The 12,215-nt window shown below is 49.2% G+C and carries 9 protein-coding genes; 2 read left to right on the forward strand and 7 right to left on the reverse strand.

Features of this window, described 5'->3' with window-relative positions; all coding sequences use genetic code 11:
• Positions 1-18: 18 nt before the first annotated feature.
• The 4 genes from CLFS41_RS11490 to CLFS41_RS11505 all read right to left on the reverse strand — a co-directional run bounded on the left by CLFS41_RS11490 (position 19) and on the right by CLFS41_RS11505 (position 5,586).
• Positions 19-2,913 (reverse strand): hypothetical protein, encoded by a 2,895-nt coding sequence (locus tag CLFS41_RS11490; RefSeq protein ID WP_045092351.1) that lies wholly within the window; start codon positions 2,911-2,913, stop codon positions 19-21.
• A 236-nt stretch (positions 2,914-3,149) separates the two neighbouring features.
• On the reverse strand, positions 3,150-3,494 hold the full coding sequence (locus CLFS41_RS11495) for a TIGR04076 family protein (protein ID WP_007867509.1): 345 nt from the start codon (positions 3,492-3,494) through the stop codon (positions 3,150-3,152).
• Between the two features lie 42 nt (positions 3,495-3,536).
• Positions 3,537-4,436, reverse strand: coding sequence for a PHP domain-containing protein (locus CLFS41_RS11500; protein WP_045092352.1), 900 nt, complete (start codon positions 4,434-4,436; stop codon positions 3,537-3,539).
• Positions 4,390-5,586 (reverse strand): MFS transporter, encoded by a 1,197-nt coding sequence (locus CLFS41_RS11505; RefSeq protein ID WP_045092353.1) that lies wholly within the window; start codon positions 5,584-5,586, stop codon positions 4,390-4,392. Before CLFS41_RS11505 ends, CLFS41_RS11500 begins: the two co-directional genes overlap by 47 nt.
• 126 nt (positions 5,587-5,712) lie before the next feature.
• Here CLFS41_RS11505 and CLFS41_RS11510 point away from each other — a divergent pair, with 126 nt between their 5' ends.
• Positions 5,713-6,630 carry an AraC family transcriptional regulator gene (locus tag CLFS41_RS11510; RefSeq protein WP_007867515.1) on the forward strand — a complete coding sequence of 306 codons (918 nt, stop codon included), beginning with the start codon at positions 5,713-5,715 and terminating at the stop codon, positions 6,628-6,630.
• Between the two features lie 139 nt (positions 6,631-6,769).
• Here the strand turns inward: CLFS41_RS11510 and ppdK are convergent, their stop codons facing one another.
• Positions 6,770-9,400 carry a pyruvate, phosphate dikinase gene (gene ppdK, locus CLFS41_RS11515; protein ID WP_007867518.1) on the reverse strand — a complete coding sequence of 877 codons (2,631 nt, stop codon included), beginning with the start codon at positions 9,398-9,400 and terminating at the stop codon, positions 6,770-6,772.
• Between the two features lie 381 nt (positions 9,401-9,781).
• On the opposite strand from ppdK, the gene CLFS41_RS31000 reads away from it, so the two are divergent.
• Complete coding sequence (locus CLFS41_RS31000; protein ID WP_264470465.1) at positions 9,782-9,904, forward strand: hypothetical protein; 123 nt, start codon at positions 9,782-9,784, stop codon at positions 9,902-9,904.
• Positions 9,905-9,950: 46 nt separating this feature from the next.
• Here the strand turns inward: CLFS41_RS31000 and CLFS41_RS11520 are convergent, their stop codons facing one another.
• Both CLFS41_RS11520 and CLFS41_RS11525 read right to left on the reverse strand, forming a co-directional pair.
• A complete protein-coding gene (locus CLFS41_RS11520) occupies positions 9,951-10,640 on the reverse strand; it encodes a response regulator transcription factor (protein WP_007867519.1) in 690 nt (229 codons plus the stop codon).
• A complete protein-coding gene (locus tag CLFS41_RS11525; RefSeq protein ID WP_045092354.1) occupies positions 10,612-12,150 on the reverse strand; it encodes a HAMP domain-containing sensor histidine kinase in 1,539 nt (512 codons plus the stop codon). Before CLFS41_RS11525 ends, CLFS41_RS11520 begins: the two co-directional genes overlap by 29 nt.
• Between the last annotated feature and the right edge of the window lie 65 nt (positions 12,151-12,215).

Below are 12,215 nucleotides of genomic sequence, written 5' to 3' on the forward strand. Positions count from 1 at the left end.
CGATAGTGTGTCAAAAGATTAATGCTTTTTCATTTCATTGACTGCTGCGAACAGAATGAGTCCAAGACCGGCCGCCAGCAGGTATATCCACCAGGAGAGACTGAGCCAGAAGTCTTTTGTCATATACAGGGCCACGGTAATGATGATAATGCCTGAGATACGGATCCACCTGGTGCATTTCCCAATATGGGCCCACAGGAAGACAGCCAGACATATGGCTTCCAGGATCAGGGCATCTGCCACATTTCCCGTGTGAAACGCGTCCAGAACCAGCGCAGCCAGACACAGGCTGTAAAGCGCGGTCTGAAGCCATGGAAGGAACTTTTCACCCTTCCATATCACAGACAGAAGGCGGGTAAGGATCACTGCCGGCAAAAGCTGTATCTCCAGCCATATGACCTGAGGCCACTCCACAAAGGGCTGTCTCCAGAACGCCAGAACCGTCAGACACAGGGCCAGGGTGTAAGCCTCTTTCCTGTACTGCTTCAGGGACGTGTATTGGAGTACGTACAAGGCTGTCAGAAACGTATATGCACAGCTCCATCCCCGGTTCTGGGACCATGTCACTGGCAGGATGATCAGAATAACCAGGATATGGAACCAGTCCACGTCCCATGAAACAGGGATAGTCTCCCGCCTGCTTATGACCGGTCTGTAACAGCGGAACAGGATTCCGGTGGCCAGAGGAATCAGGGCTGTAAAAGCATACAGCTGGTTTGCGGTCACATCATACCGTCCAGCCACGATCACAGGCACGGGAAGCACGGACAGGGCCGCTGCCAGATGAGGCCAGATACGGCCGTTCCGGTAAAACATCATATAAAATACCGCAAAACTGGCCATACAGGGAATCAGGTTCCAAAGTGCCAGATACGGATTTATATAAAATGCACCCATGGTCATAGCCAATACAATAACCCCTGTGGTATCCCAAAATTTACCATTTGTCCATTTTCTGCACTGGTAATATACAACTGCATACTCTGCTGCAAATACTCCGGTTACCCACATCATCTGCAATACACTGTTTATTGTCATGCTGCCTGCAACAATGAACACACCGGCCAGAGAATAGATACAGCTTCCTTTTAAATACCATTCCCTCATCTCCTCCTCCTGATGTAAGGATACAGCCAACAGATATGCTGACAGGAGGATAAAAAACGGCAGCGGTCCCCAACCGATCATCCAAAAGGCCGCCTGCGCCCCTGTTCCGATCACCAGCACGGATATTTGGAACCTGTCCCTTTTAACCACATCCCATACCGACACAGCCGCTGTAAAGGCCATCAGACACACATCATATCTGATTGGAAGGTCAAAGGACCGTATGAGCGCTGTCCTTCCCGTAACAGTGAGGAAAAACAGGATAAAAGGAATAACTCCGCGAAGCAAAGGATATCCTCTGCTCCAATCCGCTGCCACCGCTGCCAGCAGTATGATAGATGCAGAAGCTGCCAGTTGCTCCCCCGTCCCATTTTGTGCAAACAGGGAGATACGTATTAAGAGTGCCGTGTCCACCGCCAAACCTGCTGTAAAGATACATTCTCCATTTAAATTGCCCAGCGGACTGCCCATTTTCCTCTCAGCCAAAAAACATACTCCGGTCAATACCGCCCCGATCAGCAACTGGTAAGTAAAATCCACCGGCATGCCCAATCCTGCGTACTGGAAAAACACAGCCAGTGAAACACTGTGCAGAGTCTGCATAAAGGGAGTCCTGTTCCTCAAGGCAATAATGGCAATACCCGCTGCTGCCATTCCAAGGCCAACCATACTCCATAAAGTGATTGGAAACAGTGAGAAAACCATATGACCTGTGAAGGTTCCCATGAATCCCAAAGCAGCCTGAAACGCCATGGCCGCACTGAATATCCAAAAATGGAGGGGTACAAAAAAGCGGAATCCCTCATCCAGCATTGCATCCATCATTGGCCGGGATACGCCCGTTCCATCTACCCCCTGTTTTCCCCTATCTCCTTTTGTCCTCTTTCTGCGGATCGCATCCCAGGCAACCAAAAGGAAGGAATAGTATACCATGGCATTGATACATGCCCCGCAGCTCAGCTTCAATGCTCCCATCAGGAATGTCATACTCACCGTCATTCCCCACAGGCAGGCCTGGGTATAAATCCTGTCCTGGAAATTCTTCAGCCCTGCAAACATGGCCATTTCCGTCACAATGCTTCCAGCCCACAGAACCCGCCATCTGTTCTCACCTTTTAGTATGAACTCCGGTCCCAAAAGTCCAAAGTAGCCTGCTGTCAGCACGGTCAGGAATAAAAATACGCTGCCCAGTATGTAAAAAGCCTGACTTGTCCTTTTGATTTTAAAAACCCTTCCTGCCAAAAGGCTCGCCCCAAAGAACAGGCCCGCAAACCCAAAAGCCATTATAACTTTGCAAAAGCTGGGAAGCATATGCCATGCCGTGGTAGCAAAGATCAATCCGGCCAACACCACGAAAATGACCCCGATCACCAGCGCTGCCGTTCCCTGATAAAATGTGGAATCCGGTGCCGCATTTCTCTTACAGCGTTTTTCCTTGCGTGCATTTATCACATTATGTTCTAAGGCTTTTCGGTCCGCGGGTGCTTTTCGGTCCGCGGGTGCTTCCCGGTCCGCAGATCCTTCCCGGTCCGCCGTCTGTATTTCATTCCCCCCGGGCGCCGTCCACAGATCGGTCCGGGAAGAGGGTATGGGAACCTGCTGTAAGGTCTCATTACACGTTTCCTGTTCCCCACATCCGTTAGTCCCGTCTCTGCCAAAAGCCGCAAACCTCTGCTGTTTCAGCCATTCTGTGAGCTGTTCTATTTTTTTCTTCTGATGGCTGATCTTCACCGCCAGTCCGATTATGATGCCCAGCTCCACAAAAGGAGCTGCAAACCACACAAGTAATATCATTATAATCTCCATACCCGTTCCCCTTTCCCAGAATATCTCCTTTTCATGTCTTTATTATAGGAAATAGTCCCGGGTAATCCTAGATGTTATACGTCATTATAAGAGTGACATATGTCATTCCTGTCCTGTATGCGCCGGGGCATTTCACAAGTCCAAAACAGCCATTAGTGATCTCCTGCCCATACATAAGCATCTGATCGCCAATGGCTGTCATACATGTTCATTCAATTTATATTCCCGGATACGCTCTATCTCACAGGCTCATAATCCATCTGTGATTCCTGGTCCGTTGCCTCCAGCTTAAAAATAACCGGGCGCAGCCCATCATTACAGCTGCAGATCGCAACCCCCGGCTTCCTGATCCAGTCCCCGTAATAGAACAATTCCCTGCCGGAACCATGGGAAAGGGCAAACACATACTGGTATATGGCTTTCCACGCCTCATCACAGAAGCCCTCCGGTTTTGCATAATCCCCATAGAAGACCTGGCCTTCCTTCATCATGGGACAGGCAGACAGGCCCTCAACCCCATATTCATCTGCCAGTTCCTGGTCAAATGTAGTCTTCAGCACAGTTATCTTTACCTTCTTCATGTTATCTTACCTCCGCCTTTATATCATATTTCATTTATGATACTAACACAGTCCGCCCAGCTGCCCAAGCACTTCCTCATAGGGCATCACACATCCATGCTGCCCCACATAAATCGATGGCTTTGTCTTTCCATGGTAATCGCTTCCACAGGTATAAAATAAGTTGTGGTTCCTGGCCTGGTTGTAAAAATCCAGGGCCTGTTCCCGGGAATGGTAGCTGCTGAATGCCTCGATCCCGTCCAGCCCTGTTTCGATCAGGGGCCTTAACAGTTCCTCATGTCCCTTTAAATTCACACCGGGATGGGCAAGTACCGCATACCCGCCATTCCCGTGGATCGTCTCCACAATCTGCCCTAGTCCGGGGTATCTCATCTCCACATAACACGGTTTTCCCTGGGAGTAATAATCCCAGTAAAAGTTCACATACGGATTATCCCCCCGTTCACCGCCCTGACGATAAGGCATGAGCATGGGGTGCTCCTTGTACTCCGTCTTATCCAGAAGAATTTCGGCAAACATTTCCCCGGTCCATCTGTCTTTCCAATAATTGTTCCCGGCCAAAGCAGCCATCTCCTCACCGGTCACCTCAAATCCCAGCGCCCTGGTTGCATGAAGCATCTTTACGGAAGCCGCCGCCCCCTGACGGGAAATGTTGTCCTCTATTCCAGCAAAATCAGGGCTGGTATAATCGATCCCATATCCCAACACATGGAAATTGACTCCCTCATAGGTACAGTCGATCTCCACTGCCGGGATATATGTGATCCCCGCATCTCCTGCAGCTTCTTTTCCCTGTTCATTTGCACGGACACTGTTGTGGTCCGCAATGGCCATAACCTTTATACCGCTCTCAAGGCATTTCCCCACCAGTTCCCGGGGAGAACACTCCCCGTCATCACTGTAAAAGCTGTGCATGTGTAAGTCTATCCGGTTTGTCTGCATGAATCTTTCCCGCCCTTTCCGTCATTATGATCATCAAACATACAAATACCATTAAATAAAAAGGATATATCCTTACGCTGATCAGTTCAGCGCCCAGACCAAACAGAGGCGGCATAAAGGTGGAGCCCATATATGCGCAGGCCATCTGAAGCCCCATGATGGATTGGGAGTTCTCCGCCCCAAAATGGTCCGGCGTCTGATGCAGCATGCTGGGATAGATGGGCGCACATCCCAGCCCTGTAAGGACCAGTCCTGCCAAAGCCGCTCCATGACCAAAAGGAAATGCCAGAAGCACTACCCCTGAGAACACGGTCAGCTGACCGATCCGCACCATGGTTTTGTCTCCCAGCCTGTCAGTAACAAAACCACTGGCCAGACGGCCGGCCGTGATGCCAAGGTAAAACAGCGAGGTCCATTTAGCTGCCGTATCAGCGGGAATCCCCTTAAAGAACACCATATAGCTGCTGGCCCAGAGACCCGTAGTGGCCTCCAGGGCACAATAGCAGAAAAATGCGGTCAATACCCCTCTGGCTCCGGGAAGCCTCAGAGCATCCTTTAGGTTCATGCCTTTATGTTCTTCGCTCATCCCTCTGCCTGTGTCTGTTTTCACTTTCCACAAAGGGAGGGATATAAGCAGACAGATCACCAGAACAATCTGGATTACCCCCACTGCCATGTAACCGTGGTTCCATTTTAATCCATTTATCAGGCAAAGCCCCATGATATAGGGACCCGCTGTTGCACCAATCCCCCAGAAGCAATGGAGCCAGCTCATGTGACGCGATTCATAGTGGAGGGCCACAAAATTGTTAAGGGCGGCATCCACGCTTCCAGCTCCCAATCCATAGGGAATCCCCCAAAGACACAACTGAAGAAAGGTGTGGGAACCGGAAAACCCCATGAGCGCAGCCGCAGTCATGGCAACACTGATGGCCGTCACTGCCCCTGTCCCCAGCTTTCTGATCAGACTGTCACTGAAAAGGCTGGACACAATGGTGCCGCCGGCAATGATCATGCTGATGATCCCGGCATAGGACACACCTGCATGCAGTTCCCTGTACATGGAGGGCCATGCCGACCCAAGAAGGGCATCCGGAAGCCCCAGACTGATAAAAGCAATATAAATAATAACCAACAATAATTGGAACATTTCATCCTCCTGCATTTTTCTCTTATCCATCAAAAGAATACCGTCTTTCTTCACTTGATTCAACTGAAAAATCGACCTATAATATAAGAAAAGCGACTAATCATCGCAGATCAGGGAGGAGATTATATGGGACTGCAAAAATGCATCCTGAATTTGAACCGCGCCAACAGGGAACTTCAGCCTCATGGAACGCCTGAATTTCCCATTGCCGGCTATGCTGCGGACTATACCCACAAAGAAGAGGACGTGATTCCCTGGCACTGGCATGCGGAGATGGAGATCCTATATGTAGGATCCGGGGGACTGAAATTGCAGATCCCCGGAAAAACCTTTCACCTAAAGCAGGGGGAAGGCTTTGTGATCAATTCCAACATCCTGCATTTTGCAGCAGCAGAGCCTGCCTGCAGCCTGCACTCCCTTGTGTTTCACCCTCTTTTGGTGGCAGGGAGCGAGGACTCTGTTTTTGGAACCAGGTATATTGCCCCTCTGATCCAGTGCTGTTCCTTTGACGGCTGCCCCTTTGACCGCATACCCGGAAATGAGATCAGCCCCAAGGAAGAGTTTATAGCCGCATTTCAGGCATTATCCGCGGAAACACCGGGATATGAGTTTGTGGTCAGGGAGAAATTGTCCCATCTGATCTTCCACCTGTACAGGGCCTATGAAAAGGAAATTGACTCCGGGGATTCGGAACTGGACTCAGACAGTCTGCGCATGCAGAAAATGCTGGATTATATAGAAAACCATTTTCACGAAAACCTGGACCTGTCCCAGATAGCCAGAGCCGCGGACATTGGGGAGCGCGAATGCCTGCGGTGCTTTAAACGGGTAATCCAGAATTCACCCATGCAGTATCTGTTAAAGTACAGGGTGACCCAGGGTGCGGCCATGCTTTTGCGCAGTCCGGCCAGCAGCGTTTCAGAGATCGCAGGACAGTGCGGGTTTAACAGTTCCAGCAATTTTTCACAGATGTTTGGGCGCTTCTTTCAATGTACTCCAAGGGAATACCGGAAACGAAATAAAAAAGCCGAGGACGATGGCTGAAGACAAAAGAAAACCCCAGCGTTGCTGCTCTGGGGTTTTCGATTTGTGCCCGCATGGACATATGATTTCTTTTGCCGATTTTATGATATCAGGCACTTCTTAATAATCAAGTATATTTTTCAACCGGACAAACGGCCGCTTATTTGTTGTTCAGAGCCGCCTGAGCTGCTGCCAGACGAGCAATGGGAACGCGGAATGGTGAGCAGGAGACATAGTTCAGGCCGATCTTGTGGCAGAACTCTACGGATGAAGGATCTCCGCCGTGCTCGCCGCAGATGCCGCACTTAAGGTCTGCTCTTGTGGAGCGTCCCTTCTCAACTGCCATCTTAACCAGCTGTCCAACGCCGTCCTGATCCAGTCTTGCAAATGGATCCGACTCGTAGATCTTAGCCTTGTAGTAGGAATCCAGGAACTTGCCTGCATCATCACGTGAGAAGCCAAATGTCATCTGTGTCAGGTCGTTGGTTCCAAATGAGAAGAACTCTGCCTCCTCGGCGATCTTATCAGCGGTCAGTGCTGCTCTTGGAATCTCGATCATGGTGCCGATGTGATACTGGATGTCGGAATTCTTTTCCTTCTTAACCAGTTCAGCTGTCTCGATCACGATATCCTTAACAAACTTAAGCTCTTTCTTCTCGCCAACCAATGGGATCATAATCTCAGGAACAATGTCATAACCGCACTCTTCCTTAACCTCGATCGCTGCTTCCATGATTGCTCTTGTCTGCATTCTTGCGATCTCAGGGTAGGTAACAGCCAGACGGCAGCCACGATGACCCATCATTGGGTTGAACTCATGAAGATCAGCGCACTTATCCTTAACAGCTTCCACTGTCATTCCCATATCCTCTGCCAGAGCCTTGATGTCCTCCGGATCGGTAGGAACAAACTCATGCAGCGGCGGATCCAGGTAACGTACAGTCATTGGTCTGCCTTCCAGAGCCTTGAACATTGCCTTGAAATCACCCTTCTGGAATGGGATCAGTTCATTCAATGCTTCTTCTCTCTGCTCAACTGTCTCGGACAGGATCATCTTACGGATCTTCGGAATCCTCTCCGCGTCAAAGAACATATGCTCGGTACGGCAAAGGCCGATGCCCTCAGCGCCCAGCTTAACAGCGTTCAGTGTATCTGCAGGAGTATCTGCATTAGTGCGGACACGCAGTGTTCTGAACTTGTCGGCCCACTCCATGATCCTCTCAAAGTTGCCGCTTACAGTTGCTTCCTGTGTAGCGATATCGCCTTTGTAGATCTTTCCTGTGGAACCATCCAGGGAAATGTAATCTCCCTCATGGAATGTATATCCGCCAAGTTCAAATACCTTAGCCTCTTCATCAATCTTGATCTCGCCGCAGCCGGATACACAGCAGGTTCCCATGCCACGTGCAACTACTGCTGCATGGCTTGTCATACCGCCGCGTACAGTCAGGATACCCTGTGCAGCATGCATACCCTCGATATCCTCAGGGGATGTCTCCAGACGAACCAGGATAACCCTCTCGCCTCTGCCGCCCTTGCCGGCATCCTTAGCTTCATCAGCTGTAAAGTATACCTTACCAGCTGCAGCACCAGGAGATGCAGGAAGAGCGCTTCCGATCACTTCGCCGGCCTTCAGGGCTTCCGGAACAAAAGTAGGATGCAGCAACTGATCCAGGGACTTGGCCTCGATCCTGCACACTGCTTCTTCAGGAGTGATCATTCCCTCATCTACTAAATCGCAGGCAATCTGGATCGCTGCCGGAGCAGTCCTCTTGCCGTTACGTGTCTGTAAGAAATACAGTTTGCCTTCCTCAATGGTGAACTCCATATCCTGCATGTCGCGGAAATGATTCTCCAGCTTCATGGCCAGGTTCATGAATTCCTCATAGCACTCCGGAAGGTCTTCTGCCAGTTTGGAGATTGGCTGTGGTGTACGAACGCCTGCAACCACGTCCTCGCCCTGTGCATTGATCAGGTACTCTCCGTAGATCCCCTTCTCACCGGTGGATGGGTTACGTGTAAACGCAACACCTGTACCGGAGGTCTCGCCCTTATTACCAAATACCATGGTCTGAACGTTAACTGCAGTACCCCAATCGCCGGGGATATCGTTCATACGGCGGTATACAATGGCACGTGGGTTGTCCCAGGAACGGAATACGGCCTTAACAGCGCCCATCAGCTGCTCTTTTGGATCCTGTGGGAACTCTTCACCGTTCATGGCTTCCTTGTAAACAGCCTTGAACTTGTCAGCCAGTTCCTTCAGGTCATCTGCTGTCAGCTCTGTGTCAAAATGTACGCCCTTGGCTTCCTTCATCGCATCAATGATCTTCTCAAAGTGGGACTTTGGAACTTCCATAACAACATCGGAATACATCTGGATAAATCTGCGGTAGGAATCATACGCAAATCTTGGGTTGCCGGTCTTCTTTGCAAATCCCTCAACAGCAACGTCATTTAACCCCAGGTTCAGGATGGTATCCATCATACCTGGCATGGAAGCACGGGCACCGGAACGAACAGACACCAGCAACGGATCCTCTGTATCGCCAAACTTCTTGTTGTTGATGCTTTCCATCCATGTGATGGCCTCAAAGATCTGATTCTGGATCTCATCGGAAATCTGCTTGCCGCAGTTATAGTACTCGGTACAAGCCTCTGTTGTAACTGTAAATCCCTGTGGAATGGGCATTCCCAGGTTTGTCATCTCTGCTAAGTTGCAGCCCTTGCCGCCAAGAAGGTTTCTCATTGCTGCGCTGCCTTCATGGAACTTATAAACCCATTTTGCCATAAGTTAATTCCTCCTCATGTTCTTGTAGACTGGCTTTCTACTCTCTAAAAAATATGTCTTTCTTTCTGGACAGAACAAATGCTTCTACCATGTCCGTCCACCTCGTCCATTATATCACAAACATTTCTTGAGTAAAGAGGTTTTCCATGAAAATTTGTTAAATTTAGAGTAAAATGGCACTGTAAGTACTTTCATTTTCTGTCATTTTCACATATCCGTTATCGATTCGCATATACGAATATACAGGCCTTAATGTACGCTACTTTGTGCATCAGGCCCTATTCTTCTTTCTTTTTATATCCCCCTGTCCTTACCGCTTCCATGTAAGCGCTTACAATGTTTCCCCCTCCCAATGGGCAAATGTACCAGTTGGCGGAATATATGGAACCCTATGGATATTTGGGATGGAACATAGGATTCCGGGCGGACGGTCTGGACGGCGTATGCAAAAAATCCCGTATACTGGCATACACGGGATTTCGCTTTGTGACCACATGGTCTTAACTACTTTCTTTGCTACGTTTATTTTACATCAAATACCACACAATGTTTACACCTTAAAGCGGTATCCAACCCCCCAAATGGTTTCAATATACTGGGGTTTGGCTGTATTAAACTCAATCTTTTCTCTTATTTTCTTAATATGCACCGTTACAGTAGCAATGTCTCCGATGGATTCCATGTCCCAAATCTTGCTGAACAATTCTTCCTTAGTAAACACATGGTTGGGGTTCTGGGCCAGGAACGTAAGCAGATCAAATTCCTTGGTGGTAAATGTCTTTTCCTCGCCGTTGATCCATACCCTGCGCGCTGTCTTGTCAATCTTCAGACCGCGGATTTCCACCATCTCATTGGACGGCTGTCCGCTGCCGATCAGCCTTTCATACCGTGCCATATGGGCCTTAACCCTGGCTACCATCTCGCTGGGGCTGAAGGGCTTTGTAATATAATCATCAGCGCCCAGGCCCAGGCCGCGTATCTTGTCAATATCCTCTTTTTTGGCTGAGACCATGATAATTGGCGTGTTCTTTACCTCCCGCACCCGTTTGCAGATTTCAAATCCGTCCGTGCCGGGAAGCATCAGGTCCAGAATCAGCAGATCATAGTCTTCCTTAAGGGCTTTGTCAAGTCCCTCGGTCCCGTCATTCTCAATTTCGACCTCAAACCCGGAAAGCTCAAGATAATCCTTTTCCAGCTCCGCTATGCTCTCCTCATCTTCCACGATCAGTATCTTGCTCATCCTGTATAACCTCCTGATATTTTCTTAGGACAAAGTGAATCTCCGTGCCAATTCCTTCCTTGCTGGTGGCCCATATACGGCCCCCGTGATCCTCTATGATCTTGCGCACAATAGACAGGCCAATACCGCTTCCGCCCTGGGATGAATTTCTTGAGGAATCAGTCCGGTAAAACCGGTCAAAGATATTGGGAATATCCTTTGCTGCAATTCCCTTTCCATTATCCTCTATCTCCACCTGTATAAAATCCCCCACGTCCTTTATCCGGATATTAATAATACCCTTTTTCTTATCCAGATACTTCACAGAGTTGCTGATAATATTGTTGATAACGCGCTTCATCTGTTCCGCGTCAGCAATCACCACCACATCCTCATCCACATAATTAAAATATCCCAGTTCGATCCCTCTGGCTTCCATATCCAATCCCACCTCATCCACGCAGTCCTTAAAATACCGGGCCACATTGATCTTGGAAAAGGTGTAGGGGATCTTATTGGTATCAATCTTGGAATAAAAGGTCAGCTCATCTATGAGACGGTCCATATCATTAGCCTTATTGTAAATGGTCCGGATATATTTGTCCAGTCTTTCCGGTGAAGATGCAACGCCGTCCATGATCCCTTCCACATACCCTTTGATGGCCGTGATCGGCGTTTTCAGGTCATGGGAAATATTGCTGATCAGCTCCTTATTATCCTTGTCATACTGCACCTTCTCATCCGCGTTCTCCCTGAGCCTGATACGCATCTCTTCAAAGTCCTGGCACAGCTGGCCGATCTCATCATCCGCATCCACTTCCAATGTGAATTCCAGGTTGCCGTCACGTATCTTCTTAGTGGCTTCCTGAAGCTTGTTAAGAGGGCTAAGAATGGAACGGTACACCCACAGCGTAAGGGCAATCCCTGCTATGACCAAAATCATGGCGCCCAGTATCAGCATCTCCCTCAGCATGGACTTCACCTCGGGCACCAGGTCATCCACATTGGAGATAATAAAGGCACTGCCCGCCTCCCCATCGGGGAAGTCAAAGTCCATCCGCTTGATCAGGTGCTGGCTCTCTCCGTCCAGATAGATGCCGCCGTCCAGGTAGATACCGCCATCCGTTTCACTTTTCATGGCGCCAAAGTGGGGAAGCTGCGCGCACAGCGCCTCGTCTTCCATAATATTATTATCCCCACAATAGATAATGGCATCCTCTCTGATCACCACCAGATAGGCATAGTGATTTTTCAGCTCCGCATTAATGGTATCCAGATACTCCTTATCACTGTACAGCCCCGGATTCTTATCCAGGGTTTTCCGGATATCCTCCTGGGACCGTTTGGTCAGCCGGTTGAAAATCTGCATGGAGTTGCCGGAAAAGAAATCCACGGGCTCCGAAAGGTCATACTCCTTAATAAACGATTTTGCCTGATAATTGCTGAGCACAACCGCCATCAGGTAAAACAGCATCATGGGTACAATGGTAATGGTCAAAAATGCTACTGCAAGACGGGTCTTTAATTTCATAAGTCCCATCCTCCTTCATCTACTTGCGGTACGCCTTATCCATATATAAAAGACAGACGTCAGCC

Source organism: Clostridium sp. FS41 (genome assembly GCF_000954015.1).
Taxonomy (GTDB): Bacteria; Bacillota; Clostridia; order Lachnospirales; family Lachnospiraceae; genus Enterocloster; species Enterocloster citroniae.

What these genes read in the sequence shown, in the direction of transcription:
- CLFS41_RS31000 (WP_264470465.1), top strand. Translation starts at nt 9,782, where the DNA reads ATGGAACCCTATGGATATTTGGGATGGAACATAGGATTCCGGGCGGAC.
- CLFS41_RS11495 (WP_007867509.1), bottom strand. Translation starts at nt 3,494, where the DNA reads ATGAAGAAGGTAAAGATAACTGTGCTGAAGACTACATTTGACCAGGAA.
- CLFS41_RS11525 (WP_045092354.1), bottom strand. Translation starts at nt 12,150, where the DNA reads ATGAAATTAAAGACCCGTCTTGCAGTAGCATTTTTGACCATTACCATT.
- CLFS41_RS11500 (WP_045092352.1), bottom strand. Translation starts at nt 4,436, where the DNA reads ATGCAGACAAACCGGATAGACTTACACATGCACAGCTTTTACAGTGAT.
- CLFS41_RS11520 (WP_007867519.1), bottom strand. Translation starts at nt 10,640, where the DNA reads ATGAGCAAGATACTGATCGTGGAAGATGAGGAGAGCATAGCGGAGCTG.
- CLFS41_RS11505 (WP_045092353.1), bottom strand. Translation starts at nt 5,586, where the DNA reads ATGTTCCAATTATTGTTGGTTATTATTTATATTGCTTTTATCAGTCTG.
- CLFS41_RS11510 (WP_007867515.1), top strand. Translation starts at nt 5,713, where the DNA reads ATGGGACTGCAAAAATGCATCCTGAATTTGAACCGCGCCAACAGGGAA.
- CLFS41_RS11490 (WP_045092351.1), bottom strand. Translation starts at nt 2,913, where the DNA reads ATGGAGATTATAATGATATTACTTGTGTGGTTTGCAGCTCCTTTTGTG.
- ppdK (WP_007867518.1), bottom strand. Translation starts at nt 9,400, where the DNA reads ATGGCAAAATGGGTTTATAAGTTCCATGAAGGCAGCGCAGCAATGAGA.